Source organism: Bacillus massilinigeriensis (assembly GCF_900117315.1).
GTDB classification, from domain to species: domain Bacteria; phylum Bacillota; class Bacilli; order Bacillales; family Cytobacillaceae; genus Bacillus_BE; species Bacillus_BE massilionigeriensis.
In genome coordinates this window covers 4,041,268-4,063,024 of the sequence record NZ_LT630337.1, presented here as the reverse complement: position 1 = coordinate 4,063,024, position 21,757 = coordinate 4,041,268, and the positions used below count along the sequence as shown (strand labels likewise).

The following is a 21,757-nucleotide window of genomic DNA, read 5'->3' as shown; positions in this document are numbered from 1 at the left end:
AAACCTATTTAAAGATTTGGGTTTGTTTTTCCTAACCCGTTCATAATAAAGTGAATGATTCTATCGGTTTCAAGTTCATCATTCCATTGAATTTCTGGCATAAAGATATACCTAGTTGCTAAATATCCGAGGATGTTCGTAATAGCCAGTCTTGCAATTGTTTCCGGTGGCCAATCAACCAATTGCTCCTTTTTCTGAAAATCAATAATGATAGATGAAAATCGATTGAAGATTTTTTTAGCAATGAGATTGATAAATTGTTCTCTTAATTCCGTTTGAAAAGGGATTTCTTGGAGCATGATTTTGACAACCGGAAGAATCCTATTCATTACCTCTCTTCGATTTTCAATAACAGCTCTTAGAAAATCCTCCACCCGATCAAATTGCTTATCAAGTACTTTATTAAAGTCATCCACAATAAAGGGGGTAATCATCTTGGTCATAAGAGGTGCAACAATAGCCATTAATAAATCTTTTTTCGTTTTATAATGTCGAAAAATGGTTCCCTCTGCTACTCCTGCTTTTTTTGCTATTTCGCTTGTTGATGTTGAAGCATACCCTTTTTCAGAAAAGGATTCAATGGCTGCGATTAATATTTTTTTTTGCTTATCCGTTAATTTTTCTTCATCAAACAGCTGCCTGATCATCAATTCTTCTTCGGACATGGTTAACTCCTTTAATTTTATATCATATAAATTGTAAACATTTATATCAAAAAAGGAAAATATAGCATCTGTTTAATAAAACTGCTTTTGGATTTAGATTTTCCGATACTTTCTCAAAGCAAAAATATTTAAGACAATAAAGACAAGAGCAAAGCCTAATAAAACTAGGAGATCCAACTTAATATCACTTAAACCTAATCCCTTATACATCACGCTAACTAATGCGTCACCACCATAATACATTGGCATCAATTTAGCAATGACCTGTAGCCAGTTGGCCATTCCATCCACGGGAAGTATACCGGCAAAAAAGATTTGAGGAATAATCGCAATCGGAATAAATTGCATCATTTGGAATTCTGAGTTAGCAAAGGCTGATAAAAGAATCCCGAGAGATAATGCAACAAGTGCAAGGATAATATTAATGAGAATGACGATCCAAAAAGAACCGACAAGCATAATATCAAGTACCTTAACCGCATAAAAAACAACAATAAGTGTTTGAATAATAGCAAATAAGCCGTATCCTAGCAAATATCCAATAACGATATCTCTTCTTTGAATAGGGGTTGCCATCAGGCGGTCAAGAGTGCCCGTTGTTCTTTCTCTTAATAAGGCAATTCCGGAAATAAGAAAGACAAAGAAGAAAACAAAGAATCCGACTAATATTGGACTTAACTGGTCAAAAAAGGTTGAATCTTCATCTCCATATAAATAAGAGGTATCTATTGTGGGTGCTTTTACTTGTTCAATAGTTAAAGGTGTCCCTTTTAGCTTACTTTGTATATTTTGCAGGAAGGTGGATAAGTTTTCCGCCTGCTTAGCTCCGTTCTCAGAGGCAATCGCCTGTTGGATTTTTACTTGGATAGCCTTTGCTGTTGAAGGCTGGTCATTTTTAAGAATTAATTGATATTTTTCATCCTTAAAGCTGATGACACCATCTAAGTCATCATTTTTCATAACCTTTTTAGCATTTTTTAATTGTTCATAATCAATAACCTTTATATCCTTATCCTTTAATTGCTCAATAATTGTTGGGTTGACTTGATAGGCACCTATCCTTGGGTCATTAGTATTTCCGTTAAATAAATAGTGGAGCAATGTAAGAATAAGCAATGGTGCAACCATCATTAAGGCTAAAGCCCTTTTATCACGCAACATTTGGCGGAAAATTCTTCGAACTAAGGCAATTGGTCTCATCCATTATTCCCCCCAGCCTTCAAAAATACTTCTTCTAAACTGGTAATTCCATATCTACTTTTTAATTCCATAGGTGAGCCACTAGTGATAATTTTTCCATCCCGAAGCATGGCAAGACGGTCACATTTCTCGGCTTCATCCATGACATGGGTAGTGACTAGAATTGTTTTTCCAGCCTTTTTTAGACGAGCAATTTCCTCCCATATGGATAGCCTTAGCTCTGGGTCAATCCCTACAGTCGGTTCATCTAATACGAGTACATCTGGGTCTTGAATTAAAGCAACCGCAAGGGAAAGCCTTCTTTTCATTCCACCTGAATAATTCTCAACCCTCTTTTTTAAATCAGCGGTCAGGTTAACTAACTCTGCTGCATAGGCGATTCGCTTCCTTTGAACATCCTTTTTAAGCTTGAAAAGGGAAGCGAAGAAGGAGAGATTCTCTTCACCGGTTAAATCATTATATAAAGCATCTGCTTGCGCCATATATCCAATTTTCTGCAATAAATTCAAATTTGGAACCTTAGTATTTAATACTTTTACATTTCCGTGGGATGGGGGATCCATGCCAACGATAATCTTAACTAATGTTGTTTTCCCAGAACCAGACGGGCCAATAAGTCCAAATATTTCACCAGGTTCAATGGATAAACTGATATTATTCAAGACCGTCTTTTTTCCAAAGCTTTTGCTCACTTCTTGAATATCAATGGTTGAAGTCATGTTTAAGCCTCCTTAATAAGTGAGTGATTACTCACTTATATTATAAGCGAATAGGATAAAAGGTCAATAGGTAATGGAAATGAGGTAAAAATATTTAAGCTAAAAACCAATTACAAAGCGTCCTATTATTTTTTTAAAGGTTAGGAATTGCTCATTTCTTTTAATTATTCAAGGGGATTAAATAATTAGATATAGATATGGTATAATCATTGAATGAATTCACATCTTTAAAAGGTAATATAACCTTCAATATGAAAGGATGATATAGAACTACTAGCTACATTTAAAAGGGTTGAAGAAACATCACATTTCATATTAAAATTTTTTTGTATATAAAAGAGAAAGAGAGTGTTCGTTATGGGTCGTAAATGGAACAATATTAAGGACAAAAAGGCGTCAAAAGATGCAAATACAAGTCGTATTTATGCTAAATTTGGTGTAGAAATTTATGTTGCTGCAAAACAAGGTGAACCAGATCCTGAAGCCAACCAAGCTTTAAAATTTGTGCTTGAAAGAGCTAAAACATACAATGTACCAAGACATATTATTGATCGTGCGATTGATAAAGCAAAAGGTGGCTCAGATGAAACGTATTCTGAGCTTCGTTATGAAGGCTTTGGACCGAACGGATCGATGGTCATCGTTGATGCATTGACAAACAACGTAAACCGTACGGCTTCAGATGTGCGTGCTGCCTTCGGGAAAAACGGTGGAAACATGGGAGTTAGTGGATCTGTTGCCTATATGTTTGATAAAGTCGCAGTTATTGGATTAGAGGGCAAAACATCTGATGAGGTTCTAGAATTATTAATGGAAGCAGACTTAGATGTACGTGATATTCTCGAAGAAGATGAAACGGTTATTGTATATGCTGAACCAGATCAGTTTCATGTTGTTCAGGAAGCATTAAAGACTGCTGGTGTAACGGAATTCACGGTTGCAGAAATTACCATGCTTCCGCAAAATGAAGTAACCCTTCCTGAAGATGCACAAGTGAAATTTGAAAAAATGATTGATGCATTGGAAGATTTAGATGATGTACAGCAGGTTTATCATAATGTTGATTTAGGTGAATAACCATTATAGTGCTTGTCAGTAGGGTGCTGGTTACCACTTCACTTGTTAGTGGTGACTAGCATCTTTATTTATGAGAAGGTGCTCGTTCTTTTTATTTATGAAAGCGCGTTCTAAAGAGATATATACCATGAATGTCATTGTTTTTCATCAAGAGGAGGCTTTAAGAAATGGTTGCATTTATAGACAAAATACAATTTCTTGGCGAAGATGCGATAAAGGCTGGGAATGATTACTTGGAATTTAAGGTTGTCCCATCTTGGGGGTCAAATCTGATTTCCATTGTGGAAAAGGAAACCAATACAGAGCTGCTGCGAACCCCTGCAACTTTAGAGGAATACTTGGAGGTCCCGATGCTTTATGGTACTCCAATATTATTTCCTCCGAATCGCATTGACAAAGGTGCTTTCACTTATAATGGGCATAGCTACCAGTTTGACGTGAATGAGGTTAATCGACAAAACCATTCTCACGGTTTTGTCCATGATAAGAATTGGGAATTGATAAAGGCAGAGGTTAGTGGAGAAACTGTAGAGGTTGTAACGGAATTTGATTCTAGTAAATTCCCTGATGTCATAAGACAATTTCCCCATCATTTCATTTTGCGCATGAGCTATCATTTAGATGGACATGTCTTGAGTAAAAATGCCGAGGTAATTAATAAAAGTGGAAACACGCTTCCTTTAGGGCTTGGATATCATACGACCTTCTTCTTCCCGGAGAATTTAGCAAAATTATCTGTGCATGCAGATAAACGATGGGTACTGAATGAACGGATGCTACCTACAGGAGAGCTCGAGGAAATTCCGTTTGCAAATGAATTGAAAAATGGCAGTAGCTTCAATGAAATTGATTTAGATGATGCCTTTCTTGCAGCCCATAATGAAGAGGGCCTTCATCAGGCAAAACTAGTGTATACATCACCTGGTTTAGAGGTCCTTTATAACACTGATGAAAACTTTACGCAATGGGTTGTTTTTAATATGGGAGGACATCATGGATTTATTTGCCCAGAGCCATATACATGGGTTACTAATGCACCAAATCTAGAGCTTCCAGCATCCTTAACGGGACTTCAAGGTTTGGAACCTAATGAGTCAAAGCTATTTAAGACAAGCATTCATGTTTGGATAAAAGACGATAAATAGAAAAAATGCGAGGCTTTTTGCAAAAAGCCTCGCATTTTTTTAACATTATAGTTTTCTTCTAAAAACCATAAAATCAAATATATCTGAATGAAAGTACTCTTGTGACCAAAGGACAGGATCGTTTCCTGAACTGTATCCAACCTCATCAAGGAAGAGCAGTAGGTCACCCTCGCTTATTTGAAAGATTTTAGCGAGTCTTTGATCAGCTTTAGCAGGCTTAACCTTCGAAAGGTCGGTATCAATTTGGTGAATACATTTTTCCTTCATGAAATCAAAGATTGATTTTTCAAAATCATGAACGTCGTACGGTTCACGGATGAGCTTTTCTGGAATTCTGTCGATAATGTGGACAGCTGGTTTTCCATTTCCACATATGACCTTTTCCACCTGCAAGATTTCTTCCCCTGGATTAAGGTGAAGAAGGGAGGCAGTATATTCATCCGCAACGTGTTTTTTATAGTGAATATTCTCAACCGTTGGCTCGTATCCCTTTTGTATTAATATATCGTTGATTTCTTGATCGATATCAAGTCGTGCGGTTGCCTCAAGTACATGTTTATTAATAATCGTACCAATTCCTCTGCGTCGGCTGATAAAACCCTTAGACTCTAAATCAGCAAGAACATCTCTTATGACCGTTCTACTAACCCCTAATTGTGCTGCCAAATCGGATTCTGGAGGGAGTTTTTCCTTCTGTTGGTTTGATAGCTGTTTGATAATTTGGATGACAGCCCGTTTTACTTTGTTAAAAAGCTGTTCATTATCAATTTTGATGATCATCCGATCTATCCCCTTTAATCATGCACTTAAATCAACGACTTTTAGGTTGCTGCTGGGTAATGCAATGGATGTTTCCACCGCCTAATATTATTTCTCGTGCATAGACACCTACGATTTCTCTATCATAGTAAATTTCCCTTAATTTCGCAAGCGCCTCTTTATCGTTATAATCATTGAATAATGGTACAATGACACCACCATTTGCAATGTAATGGTTAATATAGCTCCCAGCAAGTCGATCACCAACCTGACGTGGCATTGTTCCTTCAAGTGGATGAACTCCGTTTGCTTCTTCAGGGGTAATAATGATAGGATTTGGCTGATAAATAGTATGAATCTTCAGCTCCCGTCCCATGGCATCTGTTGTATTGGCTAGGACATCATAAGCGTCCCTTGAAATTTTATATTGTGGGTCACGAATGTCATCTGTCCAAGTCAAGGCTATTTCGCCAGGGCGAACAAAGCAGGCAAGGTTATCAACATGTCCATTTGTTTCATCATTATATACACCCTTTGGAAGCCAGATGACCTTCTCAACCCCTAAATACTCTTCTAATAAGAATTCAATCTGATCCTTTGTAAGATTAGGATTACGATTTGGATTAAGAAGGCATTCCTCTGTTGTAATACAAGTGCCTTCCCCATCAACATGGATGGAGCCACCTTCAAGAACAAAAGGAGCCTTATAAATGGCTTTTCCTTCAATGTTACATACTTTTGCAGCTACCATGTCATCTTGATCCCATGGAAAGTAGAGTCCGCTATCTAAACCACCCCAAGCATTAAATTGCCAGTCAACACCCCGTACCTCTCCATCCTTATTGATGACAAAGGTTGGTCCGCAATCTCGAATCCATGAGTCATTATTCGTCATTTCCACCACACGTATATGTTCAGGTAGCATGCTTCTTGCAATTTGCCATTGCTCTGGTGAAGCGCACATTGTTACCTTTTCAAATCTGGAAATGGCCTTGGCTACATTAGCGAATGCCTTTTGTGCATAGAATCCTCCATACCGCCAATTATCACTACGTTCAGGCCATAAAATCCAGCAGCCCTCATGTAATTCAAATTCACCCGGCATTCTAAAGCCTTCCCTTTTAGGAGTTTTCGTATCTAATATAAATGGAATAGCTGTTTCTTGCATATCTATTTCCTCCTCCTTGTGTATAAAAATAATAGACTCTAAATACATCAAAAGATTAAGAGAATTTAGGATGCATGTTTAATATGATCACCGCCCCCACGCCTATCAGGACCTTGGGTAGTTGTCGTATCAATTTTCTTCTTAGATGTTCTAGAAATGAGGAGCTCACCAATAATGACCGTTACGACAACACCTGCAATGACGGATCCAGTATATGCCCAGTCAATGGCTTCACCAGGTACCCAGGCAAATAGGACAATCCCTTGAAGAATAAAGAGCTCAGCCACAACGGCAAGGGTATAGACCCACCAAGATGGACCAGGAACCTTATAAGGTCTTTCAATATCCTTATCTTTCATTCTCAAATGAATAAAGACAGGAAAGATGATGGCATATGGCATTAAGAAGACGATGCCGCTAAATGCAAAGATTGTCCAGAATAAATCCTCTGCGTTAGTAGCAAGGAATCCATAAAGAATAAATACTGTTGTACTCACTAGACCAGTAAGAATGGCTGCGCCGAGCGGGGCCTGGGCTTTTTGAGTAAGCTTGCCAAACAATTTAGGCAGCTCGCCACTATCCGCTGCTTCAACCGCTGTACGATTTGCCCCGATTGTCCAAGTAACCATATTTGCAAGGAAGGTGAATAAAATACAAATTCCAAGGAAGACAACCATAGCTCCTCCAAGACCGCTATCACCAAATACAACCTCTAACGTATCAAGAATTCCAGCAATAAGGTTGACATTCTCAGTTGGGACAGTTGCAAGGATTGAAAAGGTTGATAATAAATAAGTAGCAGTAATAAGGACGGCAGAGATGATTACTGCCTTAGGAATATCATGCTTTGGATTTTTCATTTCACCCGCCGCTCCACTCATCAATTCAAAGCCGCACATATTATATACAATGGCAGGTAGGAAGGCGAGACCCGTTCCAAGTGTTGGTGCAAAGGATGAAGCAGAAAAGTCATTAGCAAAATTTTGTCCGCTCGCAAGATAATAAATGGTTGCTCCTATCAAGGCTAAAACAACAACTAATTTAGTAACCGCCCCTATATTAGGAATCCACTTGGATAAGGATAGATGCTGAATATTGAACCAGACTGTAACCCAAGTCATTGTGATTCCGATGAGAACAAGTCCCCACATAGGCATATCAGGAAGGAACATTTGTGAAAAAATACCCGCGAAGGCAATATAGACAGATGGCATCCAAAGGGCAACATTTACCCAGTATAGCCAGCTTGTTCTTGCTCCCCATTTATCACCCCATGCCCGCTTTACCCAAACATACACACCACCTTGCTCAGGGTAAGTAGACCCTAGCTCAGCAGTAATGAGTCCGTAAGGGAGAAAGAACATAACAGCCATGATAATCCACCATGTGATGGAAGATACTCCAATTGCAGCAGAAGCAGGAACCGTATCAACAATAAAAACGGCACAGAAAGTAAACAAAATCAAATCCCAAATTCCTAAAGACTTGTCTCTTTCTCTTTTCTGAGACATGTTTGACATCTCCTTTTTGATAAATAACAACGTTTACTGCCAGGAATCTTAGACCATTGGACAATACGGATTGCTGTCATTAGAAAGGGGGATGTTATGCCATGAAGTTATGCGGGTTGTGGCGACTGACACCAGCCCCATGTGAAAAAAACTGGACCTCCTGTTTTGTTATCACCTCTTTATTTCATCCACAAAATGATATTTATACTAATATAATAGAACAAACGAATTTTAATACAATGAGTAATAGGTATTACCTAATACTTTTTCTTAATATTGTCTTAATTTTGCCACCGAAAGTTCAAAATAGACAAAAAATTTCAATAAGTAACACCCCCTTTTTTTTGAATTTTATGATTAAAGGAATTAGGGAAAATTCAGCGAAAAGTATAAGGAGCATGTAGGACTCATAAATATGAAAAAGATAGCTCTAATTTCTAATAGACATTCGCTGAAAAGAGGTTATAAGAATGAACAAGCTAAGTTGGGGATCACCAGAGGCGTTAAGGGAGTTATTATTAGAAGTAGTGGGCTGGGAAAGTCTGACTCTATCAGATGGAGAAAAAGAGTTCCCAATTAAATTGAAAGCAAAGCTGCAAACCTTAAAGTATTTTCAAAACCATCCATCTCATCTTGAACTCCATCCTGTTAATCAAGGAAGAAGCTATTTAACAGCCCTTTATAAACATCCAAACTGTAGTGAAACAATCGTATTACTCAGTCATTTTGATACAGTGAGTATAGAAGAGTATGGTGATTTAAGGCCATATGCTTATCAGCCAGAAGCCTTGACAAAATTGCTTCGAGAGCGAATCGAAGAGTTTCCAAAAGAAGTACAGACGGATCTCGAATCTGGTAATTACTTATTTGGTCGAGGGACCATGGATATGAAGATGGGAATCATCATGCATATGAGTTTGATAGAGAAGGCATCTGTAGAAAAATGGCCAATCAATCTCCTTTTAGTAACTGTTCCTGATGAAGAGGTAAACTCAGAGGGGATGCGTGCAGCCGTAAAAAAACTATTAGAAATCAGGGATGAACACGCCCTTTTATATAAGCTATTTTTAAATGGAGAGCCTGTTTTTACAAAAAGTCAAGAAGACCAAACCCATTATGTGTATTCCGGCTCAATGGGAAAGATCATGCCATCTGCCCTCTTTTACGGAAAAGAAACCCATGTCGGTGAGCCATTAAGAGGGATAACCGCCAATTACATCGCTTCCTTCCTAACGCAGAAAATGGAATGGAATAAAGAATTTCAAGAAACTGAAATGGGTGAGTCAACCCCACTTCCTGTTACTCTACAACAAAAGGATTTGAAAAAAGAATATTCCGTTCAGACGCCTTACCGAGCTTCTGCCTTGTATAATGTTTGTTTATTGAAAAGAAATGCAGCTGAAATTATGGATATATTTGAAGAAACAGCCACTCAAGCAGCCAATGCCTGTAATCAAGCTTATCAAAGGATTTGTCATGTGGAAGGTGTGCCACCGATAGGAGAAGTTCAGGTATTTCGGTTTGAAAAATTACTAGAATATGCGATTAGCAAATTTGGAGAGGAACAGATTCAGAAATTGAAAACGGAAATAAATAAAAGAGAAGAATGGGACGACCGAGAAAAATCTCTCCAAATGACCGATGCTCTCATGATCCAATGCCAGGAGCTTGCACCAGCAATCGTATTGTTCTATTCCCCGCCTTATTATCCATCTGTAAATTCATCTGATAGTGAGCTAATCATAAAATGCCTGGATTTCGTAAAGGCGCAGGGGTTAAAGAAATTTAATTTACCAATTGAACAAATTCATTATTTCAATGGAATTTGCGACCTAAGCTATGTCAACTATCAAGACAATGAAGAAGGATGGATGACCTTTGTAAGTAATACACCTATATGGGGTGAAAGTTATTCGATACCCTTCGATGACATGGCAAAGCTCCAGGCACCTGTTTTAAATATTGGGCCCTTCGGAAAGGATGCCCACAAACGAACAGAGCGTCTTCATATGAAAAACGCATTCGAAGAGGTACCTGCTCTTGTTGAGGATTTAATGAGGATGTTATTTGAAAGAGTAGTGGAAGATTAGTAACTAATATTAAGAAATAATGGGACTCTTACCTGAGAGTTTTCCCTTTTATTTCGAAAATCTTCATAACATTGAATAAAAAAAGGTTGAGGCGCTAGGCACCTCAACTATTTTTGTTCAAAAAGCTTAGCAATTTCAATAATTACGTTTGTTGCTTTAATCATATTATCTACTGATACATATTCATATTTTCCGTGGAAGTTTTCTCCCCCAGTAAAGATATTTGGTGTTGGTAGTCCCATATAAGATAGCTGGGATCCATCTGTACCACCTCTGATTGGGTTAATAAGAGGTTTGATATTTAAGTTTTCCATTGCTTTTTGAGCAATATCAACAATTTCCCTCACCGGCTCAATTTTATCTCTCATATTATAGTATTGATCATTTAATTCGAGAATGACTCTTTCTTCTCCATATTTCGCTTTCAAGTCAGCAACGATTTTTTCCATTGTAGCTTTTCGAGAATGGAAGCTTTCTCTGTCAAAGTCACGGATAATATAATGCATATTCGTTTCTTCTACATCACCTTTTAATGAAAGAAGATGAAAGAAACCTTCATAGCCATCGGTGTATTCTGGAGCTTCCTCTTTAGGGAGCATACCGTTTAATTCCATTGCGATTTTCATGGAGTTTACCATTTTTCCTTTAGCCGAACCAGGGTGTATATTGCTTCCTTTAATGGTAATCCTTGCTGCAGCTGCATTAAAGCTTTCATATTGAAGTTCCCCAAGTGGACCGCCATCTACCGTGTAGGCATATTTGGCATCAAATGCTTTCACATTAAATTTGTGAGGACCTCTACCAATTTCCTCATCTGGAGTGAAGGCAACTCTAATCTTCCCATGTTTGATTTCAGGATGTTGAATCAAATAAGCCATGGCAGTCATAATCTCTGCAATCCCAGCTTTATTGTCAGCTCCTAATAGAGTTGTCCCATCAGTTGTTATTAATGTGTGTCCCTTATATTCATGAAGACTTGGAAATTCTTTTGTAGAAAGGACTATATGTAAGGCATCATTTAAAGTAATGTTGCTTCCATCATAATTTTCAACGATTTGTGGTTTTACATTTTTACCTGTGAAATCTGTTGCTGTATCGACATGTGCTAAGAATCCAATCGTTGGAACATCGCGATCTGTATTGGATGGAAGTGTAGCCATCACATAACCATTTTCATCAATGGTAACATCACTCATGCCAATAGTTTTTAATTCATCAACAAGCATATTGGCTAGAGTCAATTGCCCAACTGTTGAAGGACAGGAATCGTTATTTTCATTTGATTGAGTATCCACTTTTACATAAGAAGTAAATCTTTCGATGATTTCACTTTTCAACTTTCTTTCAACTCCCTAAAAAATGATAATTCAATCATATCATATTATGATATTCCATTTTAGTGAAAAAAATTATTCATAATGGGATCCTTTTTAACCGAAGACACAATTTTATCGTTACCATATGCTTGAAAACCATGTGCTTAATAAAATTTTTTCTATTTTAAACCTTTGTATTAATGTTATTCTTATATTAATTTTTTAGAAGGATTAAAAAATAGTTTAAAAATTAGCCTTCATTAAAGAATGCAATGATGTAGGGATTTTGATAGAAAATAATATGTAAAGTTTCTGAAATTTTTTTAAATTTAAGGAATTAAAGGTTATTTTTACCCATATGATCTATCTATTCAAAATAATATTTTAATATTATTCATTTGATACTAGACGAATAAAAGGATATCATGTACAATATTTTCAGAATATTATTTTTATTGGGAATACTGTTTTTTCTTAAATGGTTACAACAAGGGGATACGTCATAGAAACTTTATCAGTTTTTACAAAAATTAGGGGGAAAGATAATGAAAAAAAGAAAGTTAGCAGGTATTTTTCTATCTTTATCTTTAGCGGCTGGTGTTATGGCTGGCTGTAGTGGTGAGAAAAGTAGTGGTGGCAGTGGATCAGGAGATAAAGGCGGGGACACTATTAAAATTGGTGCTAACCTAGAATTATCCGGACAAGTTGCTTCTTACGGTTCATCAATCGATCAAGGTCTTGAACTTGCGATTGAAGAGATTAACAAAGAAGGTATCGATGGAAAGAAAATTGAGCTGGTCAAGGTTGATAATAAATCTGATGCAGCTGAGGCTACCAATGGAGCTATTAAGCTTACAAGCCAAGATAAAGTTGCAGCGATCATTGGTGCAGCAACAAGTACAAATACTTTAGCACAGGTTCAGATTGCAGAGGATAGCAAGATACCTCTAATTACACCAACGGGTACAAACCCTGATATTACAAATAAAGATGGTGCAGTAAAGGATTTCGTTTTCAGAACCTGCTTCATTGACCCATTCCAAGGAGAAGTAGCAGCGAACTTTGCATCCAACGACTTAAAATCTACAAAAGCAGCAATCTTTATTGATAGTTCAAGTGACTATGCAAAAGGTCTAGCAAAATCCTTCAAAGAGGTTTATGAGAAAAATGGAGGAAAAGTTGTAGCAGAAGAAGCTTATGTTGCGAAAGATACTGACTTTAACTCAACTCTAACAAATATCAAGGCAGCAAAACCTGACTTCGTTTTCGTACCAGGATACTATGAAGAAGTTGGTTTAATTGTAAAACAAGCTCGTGCACTAGGACTTGACGTTCCATTTATGGGCGGAGATGGTTGGGATTCACCTAAACTAGTAGAACTTGCCGGTGGAGCTGCTTTAAATAATACATTTATTACAAACCACTATTCTTCTGGAAATAAAGAAGATCAAAAGGTACAAGAATTTGTAAAAGCATTTGAAGCTAAATATGATGGCAAGACTCCGGATGCCTTTAACGCTCTTGGTTACGATACAGCCTATTTCTTAGCAGATGCAATCAAGCGTGCTGGATCAGCTGACCCTAAAAAAATTCAAAAGGCACTCGCAGAAACAAAAGCACTTACTTTAGTATCAGGTAATTTTACTCTTGATGAAAAACACAACCCAGTAAAATCTGCTACTATTCTAGAATTCGTTGATGGAAAACAACAATTTAAAACAATTGTTAATCCATAAAAGAGCGGAGGCGCCTGTTGACGCTGAAGCTACAAGGTTTTCAAAGTTAGTTTATGAATGATAGGGGGGCATGTCCCCCTTTTCTTTCATTTCTATAAAAAATAGCACTTTCAAGGAGAGTTCATTATGGAACTAGTACAACAGTTAGTGAATGGAATATCACTCGGTAGTATTTATGCTCTAATTGCCTTGGGCTATACAATGGTGTATGGAATTGTTAAATTAATTAACTTTGCTCATGGTGATGTTTTTATGGTAGGGGCCTTTGTTGGGTTTTATTCCATAACAGTCTTACATTTATCCTTTTTTCCCGCGTTACTTTTAACGATGGCCGTATGTGCATTGTTTGGCGTTATCATTGAACGTATTGCCTATAAGCCTTTGCGTAACGCTACTCGTATTGCTGCATTAATTACGGCAATCGGGGTTTCCTTACTTATTGAATATGGAACCATTTATATTCGTGGTGCTCAGCCTGAGGCGTATCCTTCAGATGTACTGAATGTAGGGAACTTGCATATTTTTGGTGTAACCATAAGCGGTCAATCGATCTTCATATTAGGTATTTCAATTGCACTTATGATTATTCTCCAATTTATAGTCCACAAAACAAAAATTGGTAAAGCAATGCGCGCTGTTTCCCATGATGCAGAAGCAGCCACATTAATGGGGATTAATGTTAACAACACTATCTCCGCAACATTTGCCATTGGTTCAGCGTTAGCTGGTGCTGCTGGTGTTATATTTGGTGTTTATTACACAAAGATCGAACCTTTAATGGGTATCATTCCAGGGTTAAAGGCCTTTGTTGCCGCCGTACTTGGGGGAATTGGTATCATTCCTGGAGCGATGGTAGGCGGACTTGTACTTGGAGTTATTGAAGCACTAGTTAGTGCACTGGGCTATTCACTATGGCGTGATGGAGTGGCCTTTGTTGTTCTAATCCTAATTCTTTTATTCCTACCGACTGGATTGTTCGGTAAAAATGTAAAAGAGAAAGTATAGGGGAGAGACAATAACATGACAAATAAAAAACGTACAGTAGGCTTTTGGCTCTCGATTTTAATCGCATTAATCGTATTCATTGTGGTTCAGTTTTTAATAAATGGCCAAATTTTAAATGCTTTTTATATTAATACGCTATATTTTATGGTCATTAACATTATTTTGGCTGTCAGCCTGCACTTAATTATCGGAATTACCGGACAGTTTTCCATTGGGCATGCAGGGTTCCTAGCCGTTGGGGCCTATGCATCAGCAATTATTACCATGAAGCTTCAACTTCCTTTTTCATTGGCTTTATTAGTAGGGGGAGTCGCTGCAGCTATTGCTGGTCTAATTATTGGTATACCAAGTCTTCGCCTAAAGGGTGACTACTTAGCGATTGCTACATTAGGATTTGGTGAGATTGTTCGTATTACTTTATTGAATTTTGAGTATGTTGGTGGAGCAAGTGGAATGCAGGTTTCCCACCATACCACTTGGCCATGGGCGTTTGGCTGTTTGTTACTCACAATACTTGTCATTGTGAACTTTACGAATTCGACTCATGGTAGGGCATGTATTTCCGTCCGTGAAGACGAAACAGCTGCGGACGCAATGGGAATAAACACCACCTATTATAAAGTACTAGCTTTTGCTATTGGAGCGTTCTTTGCCGGAGTTGCAGGCGGATTGTTTTCTCATAATTTCTATATCATTCAGCCTTCAAACTTTGGATTTTTAAAATCATTTGATATTTTAATATTTGTTGTATTAGGAGGACTTGGAAGCTTATCTGGATCAGTCATTGCTGCCATCCTATTAACAATTGTTTCAGCTTACCTTCAAGAATATCCTGAAACTAGAATGATTATTTATAGTCTTCTCCTAATTATTATGATGATTTATCGTCCTCAAGGATTATTGGGAACTAAAGAACTAACATCATTCTTCAAAAAACGTAAATCGGTTGAGGGAGGTCCTACGGATGACAGCAAACACACCGTTGCTTAAAGTAGATCATGTCGGAATCCGTTTTGGAGGCTTAAAAGCTGTTTCAGATGTCAATTTGGAATTGAATAAGGGTGAACTCGTCGGATTAATCGGACCAAACGGGGCAGGAAAAACAACCTTTTTCAACCTGCTTACAGGCGTTTATGTCCCAACAGAAGGAACGATTACTCTGAATGGAGAAAAATTAAATAAAATTCCGCCATTTAAAATTAATCGAAAAGGAATTAGTAGAACCTTTCAGAATATCCGCCTATTTGGGGATTTATCGGTGATTGATAATGTAAAGGTAGCCTATCATTCCCTTGCAAAACATACAGTGGCAAGCTCTATTCTACGTCTTCCATCCCACTTCAAAGGGGAAAGGGAGATGCATGAAAAGTCATTAGAATTTTTAAAGATTTTTGGTCTTGATGGTTATAAGGATGAGTTGGCGAAAAATTTGCCTTATGGTCAACAAAGACGGCTAGAAATCGCTCGTGCACTTGCTGCCAATCCAAAGGTCCTTTTGTTAGATGAACCAGCTGCAGGGATGAACCCTCAGGAGACAAAAGAGCTGATGAACTTAATTGCTTTTATAAGAGAAAAGTTCGGCTTGACCGTTCTCTTAATTGAGCATGATATGCAGCTTGTCATGGGAGTTTGTGAAAGAATTTATGTATTAGACCACGGACAGTTAATCGCGCATGGTACGCCCGAAGAAATCAGAAGCAATCCAAAGGTCATTGAGGCGTATTTAGGCGAGGAGGTTTCATAATGCTAAAGATAGAAGACATCAATGTTTATTATGGAAATATACACGCGCTAAAGGGAGTTTCTCTTGATATTAATGAAGGAGAAATCGTTACGCTGATTGGTGCAAATGGTGCTGGAAAGAGCACGCTTTTGAAAACCGTATCTGGACTATTAAAACCAAAGCAAGGAAACATTTTGTTTGAAGGTCAGCACATTGCTGGGAAGCCTGCCGTATGGATTGTCAAACAAGGGATTTCTCATGTTCCAGAGGGACGCCGTGTTTTTGCAAATATGACTGTTGAGGAAAACCTTGAACTTGGAGCCTTTTTGCGAAAGGATAAGGATGGAATTAAAAGGGATATGGAAAAGGTATACGAGCTATTCCCGCGTTTATTAGAACGTCGGAAGCAGCAATCAGGAACCTTATCAGGTGGGGAACAGCAAATGCTTGCCATGGGACGTGCCCTTATGGCAAGACCTCGTCTATTATTATTAGACGAGCCTTCAATGGGATTGGCACCGCTATTGGTCAAAACAATCTTCCAGATTATTGAGGAAATCAATAAAACAGGTACAACCATTCTTTTGGTTGAACAAAATGCTCATATGGCACTTTCAGTTGCTGATCGTGCATATGTAATTGAGACAGGACGAGTTGTTCTATCAGGTACAGCAGATGAATTGAATGCAAGTGAACAAGTGAGAATGGCTTATCTTGGTGGAATGTAATTTTGTCAGGGGTCATTAAGTTTTAAGAATGTTATATAGAATAAAGAGGCTATAACAAAGGTGTGAGGCACCCTTGTTATAGCCTCTTTTTAGTTACTACGAAATCATTGCTTTTTGATAGCTTTTTTTCAGCCAATTCTTCCCTTCAACGAGTCTAGTAACCATCATGGCACTTACTGTATTTCCAGTTGAATTGAGCAAAGTTGCTGGTGCATCAATGATCGTACTAATCACCGCAATGATTGGTAGAACTTCTGGTGGGAATCCAAATACACTAAGAATGAGCATTTCTCCTATCATTCCGCCACTTGGAATAGCCCCCATAACGGCACCAACTAAAAAGGATACTCCCAAAATACTTAAAATACTTGATAAACTTGTCATATCTTTACCGAAAAGGCTAAAGAGGAAGACGATTTTTAAAACTCCACCGAATACTGAACCATCTTTATGTGTATTAGCCCCTAGAGGAATAACTGTCTCAGCAATATCCTTTGGAACACCCATCTTTTGAACAGATTCAAGATTTACTGGAATACAAGCCGCACTTGAGCAGGTTGCAATGGCGGTAACAGAAGGTGTAATGGCATTCTTCCAAAATACTTTTATACCATCTTTACCGCTGGCAATAAAGGCATATAAGGTGAAAAATCCAAAGTAATAAATAACAGATATGATCAAATATAAAACAAAGGCACGTGCGTATCCTTCAAGAATTTGTGGTCCAAGTTCTCCAATAATTGTTGCAAAATAACAACCAAGTCCAATTGGTGCATAGTACATAATGAATTTTACTACCTTCATCATGACGGTCGTTCCAGAAGATAAAAAGTCAGCCAAAGGTTTTCCTTTTTCTCCTGAAATAGCAGTAGCTAAACCAAAAAGAACTGAAAAAACAATTAATTGAAGCATATTGCTTTTTGAAAATAGCAAAGAGAAATCAGATACTGTAAATGTATTAATCAATTGTCCTAGAAATGTGATCTCTTCAGCAGGCTGTTCAGGGTCTGCTGCGTTTTCCATTAATTTATTAATGGCCGAAGTATCGGAATGCTCCAAGGGGTTCACAATGGATGTGCCGATGAAACCAATGACTGCAGAGACTAGCGCAGTAGCCAAGAATACAATAATAATGCTTGCCATGATTTTCCCAAGTCTTTTCATCTCAGTCATATTGGCAATAGCAGAGGCGATACTAAAAAATACCAATGGAACGATAATGGTAAACATTAAATTTAAAAACAGATCCCCAAAAGGTTTAACAATCGTAGCATCTGTCCCATAAATCGCACCAGCTGCACCTCCAATAAGGATGGATAAGAGCAGGATAATCGTTGACTTATAATTTTTAAATATGTAGGCCAAACTAAACCCTTCTTTCCGTTTATCACGATGCCTATATTTGACATCATTTATAGAATTATGGTGCTATAGGATTTTATTATACTGGAAAAAACAGTAGTTGTAACCACCCTAAAAGAGGGAAAAAAGGAACAAAAAGAGAATAATAATATCCCAATTTGCTATTATACCGATAAATTCTATGCATTCAGGGAAGTTTCATCTTAATTAAGGGTAAATTAAATGAAAACTAACCTGTTTGGAGGGGCTCACTTGATTTATGACTGCGTGATTATTGGTGGAGGTATTGCAGGACTGCAAGCTGCAATTCAACTAGGGAGATATAAGCATAAAGTGCTTGTGATTGATTCAGGCGATGGTCGATCAGCCCTATGTCAGAGTTATCACAACATATTAGGTTATCCGAATGGCGTAAGTGGATTAAAGCTAAGGGAAATTGGAAGGCAGCAAGCAGAGGATCTTGGAGTGGAATTTATCCTTGCAAAGGCTGAGAAGGTAGAGAATCAAGGAAATGAATTTTCCGTTTTCCTTCAAAATGGAGAAGCGAGGAAGGGAAAGAGGCTTTTATTAGCTACCGGGGTGTTGGACCGTGTCCCGCCATTTCCAAAAATTTACCCGTGTCTTGGAAAAAGTGTATATGTCTGTCCAGATTGTGATGGCTTTGAGGTAAGAGATCAAAGGGTAGTTGTCATAGGGTCGGGAGTGGTAGGGGCTAATATGGCGCTCACTCTATCTTATTGGACAGACCAAATCATCTATATTAACCATGAGGCAGGGGACATACCTGATGAATTATTGAATAAGATAAGTCAGCAAGGAATTCAGTATATATCAAAGCCCATAGCAGAGATTTTAGCAGATTATGAGCAGCTGCAAGGCTTTATCCTCCATGATCATACAAGGATAGAAACGAAACATGCCTTCATTGCATTTGGAGGAAATGAAGTGAAGTCAGCCTTGGCAAGCCAACTTGGAATTGAGTTATTGGAGAATAAACATATTGTGACTAATCCCCGTACAAAAATGACGAGTCTAGAAAATGTATGGGCCGCAGGAGATGTTTCAGCCCATTCAGAACAAGTAACGATTGCTATGGGAGAAGGCTCACAGGCAGCTATTTGGATACATAAATCACTATTAAAATAAAATATTAATGGCCCATTCTTCTATCAGAAAAATATTTTCCGTTCAAAAATCCACAATTGAAAAAAAGGCCTGAAAGCGTTACACTAATATAGAAAATAATATGCAAACGATTGCACAATTTCTTATAAAATCAATGATAAAGGGTGTAATAAATGGAAAAAATCTGGTGGAAAGAAGCAGTTGCCTATCAAGTCTATCCTCGGAGCTTTCAAGACTCAAACGGTGATGGAATCGGCGACTTACAAGGGATGATTCAAAGATTAGATTATATAAAGGATTTAGGAATCGATGTAATCTGGATTTGTCCAATGTATAAATCACCAAATGACGATAATGGATACGATATTTCCGATTATCAAGATATTATGGCGGACTTCGGAACGATGGCAGACTTTGATGCATTATTAGAAGGGATTCACCAGAGAGGAATGAAGTTAATTATTGACTTAGTCCCTAATCATACAAGTGATGAGCATCCGTGGTTTATCGAATCTCGTTCTTCAAAGGATAACCCAAAACGTGACTGGTATATTTGGAGAGATGGAAAAAATGGGGCAGAGCCAAACAACTGGGATAGCATCTTTGGAGGCTCTGCATGGCAATATGATGAAAAAACTGAACAATATTATTTACATGTTTTTTCAAAAAAACAGCCTGATATCAATTGGGAGAATACCGAAGCTCGGTCTGCGATATATGATATGGTTAATTGGTGGTTAGATAAAGGTATTGATGGCTTCCGAATTGATGCGATTAGCCATATTAAAAAACGGCCAGGTCTACCTGATGCACCAAATCCAGAAGGGAAAAGATACGCTTCATCAATTGAAATGCATTTAAATCAAGCTGGCATTCTAGAGTTTCTAGAAGAGTTTAAGAACCGCACATATGCTAACTATGATGTCATGACAGTTGGGGAAGCAAATGGAGTATCCGCGGAGGAAGCGCACCAATGGGTTGGAAAAGAAGGAAAAATGGATATGATTTTCCAGTTTGAACATTTAAGGCTTTGGGAGTCCGCAAAGGAACAATCAATTGATATTGTTGCGCTAAAAAAGGCGCTCACCCGTTGGCAAAAAGCGCTTGCTCATGATGGCTGGAATGCTCTATTTGTTGAAAACCATGATAAACCACGGATTGTTTCGACATGGGGAGATGAAGGGGAATTTTGGCGAGAAAGTGCCACAGCCATTGCTGCTATGTACTTCTTGATGCAGGGAACCCCTTATATTTATCAAGGCCAAGAAATCGGCATGCTGAATGTACATTTTCCTTCTATTGATGATTATGATGATGTTCAGGTGAAGAATCAGTATCGAATGTGGATGGAACAAGGGATCCCTGAACAGGAAATCATGGAGATTATCTGGGCATCATCGCGTGACAATAGCCGTACGCCGATGCAATGGTCCGATGCACCAAATGCAGGCTTCACGGAAGCTACTCCATGGATGAAGGTTAATCCGAACTATAAGGAAATAAACGTAGCAAAACAAGAGGCAGAAGAGGACTCCATTCTTTCCTTTTATAAAAAAATGATTCGTCTTAAGAAACAGAATGAAATATTCACCTATGGACAATATGATCTACTACTTGAGGATGACCCTCAAATTTTTACCTATACAAGAACTCTTGAAGGTGAGCAAGTAGTCGTTATCACAAACCTGAAGGAAAAAGAAGCATTGTTCCAGGTTAATGATTTAACCTTGTCTTTTGACCAATTATTATTAAGTAATTACAAGGTGGAACAACACGAACCATTGCAAAGTTATCAATTAAAACCCTACGAAGCAAGAGTATACCGTGTGAAGTAAAATGGAAGAGCGCTAGAGATAGGGCTCTTTTTTCTTTGAAGTGGTAAAATAGGGATATTGAAATAGTTGGAGGTCTTAAATATGTCAAAGGTGAAGACGAATGCAATAAGAATTCTTGATGCACATAAAATCAACTATAAAATGATGTCCTATGATAATAAAGATGGAAAAATTGATGGGGTGTCCGTTGCAGAGAAAATTGGTAAAGACCCAAAAACAGTTTATAAAACCTTAGTTGCACAGGGGAGCAGTAAAAATCTCTATGTTTTTGTCATCCCTGTAGCTGAAGAATTAGATTTGAAAAAGGCAGCAAAAATTGCTTCCGAAAAGAAGGTCGAGATGATTCCAGTCAAGGATATTCAAAAATGGACGGGCTACATTCGCGGTGGCTGCTCACCAGTGGGAATGAAGAAGCATTATAAGACGTATATCGATCAAAGTGCAAAGGAAATCGAATCCATCATTGTGAGCGGTGGAAAGATTGGTGTGCAAATTGAATTACCAGTGGCTGAATTAAAATCGGTAACAGATGCCGAGGTCGTAGACTTAATTAAATAGAGCAAAATATATTTTTCAATTTAGGCTTTCACCTA

General features: G+C 37.9%; 19 protein-coding genes. 11 read left to right on the top strand and 8 right to left on the bottom strand.

Features of this window, described 5'->3' with window-relative positions; genetic code table 11:
- Positions 1-8: 8 nt before the first annotated feature.
- From BQ6100_RS20035 to BQ6100_RS20025, 3 genes are all read right to left on the bottom strand, one after another.
- Complete coding sequence (locus tag BQ6100_RS20035; protein ID WP_075983288.1) at positions 9-665, bottom strand: TetR/AcrR family transcriptional regulator; 657 nt, start codon at positions 663-665, stop codon at positions 9-11.
- A 93-nt stretch (positions 666-758) separates the two neighbouring features.
- A complete protein-coding gene (locus tag BQ6100_RS20030; protein ID WP_075983287.1) occupies positions 759-1,865 on the bottom strand; it encodes an ABC transporter permease in 1,107 nt (368 codons plus the stop codon).
- Positions 1,862-2,584, bottom strand: coding sequence for an ABC transporter ATP-binding protein (locus BQ6100_RS20025; RefSeq protein ID WP_075983286.1), 723 nt, complete (start codon positions 2,582-2,584; stop codon positions 1,862-1,864). Before BQ6100_RS20025 ends, BQ6100_RS20030 begins: the two co-directional genes overlap by 4 nt.
- A gap of 357 nt (positions 2,585-2,941) precedes the next feature.
- On the opposite strand from BQ6100_RS20025, the gene BQ6100_RS20020 reads away from it, so the two are divergent.
- A complete protein-coding gene (locus tag BQ6100_RS20020; RefSeq protein WP_075983285.1) occupies positions 2,942-3,661 on the top strand; it encodes a YebC/PmpR family DNA-binding transcriptional regulator in 720 nt (239 codons plus the stop codon).
- 167 nt (positions 3,662-3,828) lie between these two features.
- A complete protein-coding gene (locus tag BQ6100_RS20015; protein ID WP_075983284.1) occupies positions 3,829-4,806 on the top strand; it encodes an aldose 1-epimerase in 978 nt (325 codons plus the stop codon).
- A gap of 45 nt (positions 4,807-4,851) precedes the next feature.
- Here BQ6100_RS20015 and BQ6100_RS20010 read toward each other — a convergent pair whose 3' ends face one another.
- From BQ6100_RS20010 to BQ6100_RS20000, 3 genes are all read right to left on the bottom strand, one after another.
- Positions 4,852-5,586, bottom strand: coding sequence for a GntR family transcriptional regulator (locus BQ6100_RS20010; RefSeq protein ID WP_075983283.1), 735 nt, complete (start codon positions 5,584-5,586; stop codon positions 4,852-4,854).
- A 31-nt stretch (positions 5,587-5,617) separates the two neighbouring features.
- A complete protein-coding gene (gene aguA / locus BQ6100_RS20005; protein ID WP_075983282.1) occupies positions 5,618-6,733 on the bottom strand; it encodes an agmatine deiminase in 1,116 nt (371 codons plus the stop codon).
- 65 nt (positions 6,734-6,798) lie between these two features.
- A complete protein-coding gene (locus BQ6100_RS20000) occupies positions 6,799-8,244 on the bottom strand; it encodes an APC family permease (RefSeq protein ID WP_218921366.1) in 1,446 nt (481 codons plus the stop codon).
- A gap of 470 nt (positions 8,245-8,714) precedes the next feature.
- Here BQ6100_RS20000 and BQ6100_RS19990 point away from each other — a divergent pair, with 470 nt between their 5' ends.
- Complete coding sequence (locus BQ6100_RS19990) at positions 8,715-10,334, top strand: M20/M25/M40 family metallo-hydrolase (protein ID WP_075983280.1); 1,620 nt, start codon at positions 8,715-8,717, stop codon at positions 10,332-10,334.
- Between the two features lie 107 nt (positions 10,335-10,441).
- Here BQ6100_RS19990 and pepT read toward each other — a convergent pair whose 3' ends face one another.
- On the bottom strand, positions 10,442-11,671 hold the full coding sequence (gene pepT / locus BQ6100_RS19985) for a peptidase T (RefSeq protein ID WP_075983279.1): 1,230 nt from the start codon (positions 11,669-11,671) through the stop codon (positions 10,442-10,444).
- A gap of 524 nt (positions 11,672-12,195) precedes the next feature.
- Here pepT and BQ6100_RS19980 point away from each other — a divergent pair.
- From BQ6100_RS19980 to BQ6100_RS19960, 5 genes are all read left to right on the top strand, one after another.
- Positions 12,196-13,386, top strand: coding sequence for an ABC transporter substrate-binding protein (locus tag BQ6100_RS19980; RefSeq protein WP_075983278.1), 1,191 nt, complete (start codon positions 12,196-12,198; stop codon positions 13,384-13,386).
- Between the two features lie 126 nt (positions 13,387-13,512).
- Positions 13,513-14,391, top strand: coding sequence for a branched-chain amino acid ABC transporter permease (locus BQ6100_RS19975; RefSeq protein ID WP_075983277.1), 879 nt, complete (start codon positions 13,513-13,515; stop codon positions 14,389-14,391).
- A 15-nt stretch (positions 14,392-14,406) separates the two neighbouring features.
- Entirely contained in the window at positions 14,407-15,381 is a 975-nt protein-coding gene (locus tag BQ6100_RS19970) for a branched-chain amino acid ABC transporter permease (protein WP_075983276.1), read from the top strand.
- Positions 15,356-16,135, top strand: a complete 780-nt coding sequence (locus tag BQ6100_RS19965; RefSeq protein ID WP_075983275.1) for an ABC transporter ATP-binding protein — start codon at positions 15,356-15,358, stop codon at positions 16,133-16,135. Before BQ6100_RS19970 ends, BQ6100_RS19965 begins: the two co-directional genes overlap by 26 nt.
- Complete coding sequence (locus BQ6100_RS19960) at positions 16,135-16,842, top strand: ABC transporter ATP-binding protein (RefSeq protein WP_075983274.1); 708 nt, start codon at positions 16,135-16,137, stop codon at positions 16,840-16,842. The genes BQ6100_RS19965 and BQ6100_RS19960 overlap by 1 nt, the downstream gene beginning before the upstream one ends.
- Before the next feature lie 96 nt (positions 16,843-16,938).
- On the opposite strand, the gene BQ6100_RS19955 is transcribed toward BQ6100_RS19960, so the two are convergent.
- A complete protein-coding gene (locus BQ6100_RS19955) occupies positions 16,939-18,207 on the bottom strand; it encodes a dicarboxylate/amino acid:cation symporter (protein ID WP_075983273.1) in 1,269 nt (422 codons plus the stop codon).
- Between the two features lie 249 nt (positions 18,208-18,456).
- Between BQ6100_RS19955 and BQ6100_RS19950 the strand changes: the two genes are divergently transcribed.
- The 3 genes from BQ6100_RS19950 (at position 18,457) to ybaK (ending at position 21,722) form a co-directional block, all read left to right on the top strand.
- Positions 18,457-19,350 carry an NAD(P)/FAD-dependent oxidoreductase gene (locus tag BQ6100_RS19950; protein ID WP_075983272.1) on the top strand — a complete coding sequence of 298 codons (894 nt, stop codon included), beginning with the start codon at positions 18,457-18,459 and terminating at the stop codon, positions 19,348-19,350.
- 152 nt (positions 19,351-19,502) lie between these two features.
- On the top strand, positions 19,503-21,164 hold the full coding sequence (locus BQ6100_RS19945) for a glycoside hydrolase family 13 protein (RefSeq protein WP_075983271.1): 1,662 nt from the start codon (positions 19,503-19,505) through the stop codon (positions 21,162-21,164).
- Between the two features lie 81 nt (positions 21,165-21,245).
- Entirely contained in the window at positions 21,246-21,722 is a 477-nt protein-coding gene (gene ybaK / locus BQ6100_RS19940; protein ID WP_075983270.1) for a Cys-tRNA(Pro) deacylase, read from the top strand.
- The last annotated feature ends 35 nt before the right edge of the window (positions 21,723-21,757 follow it).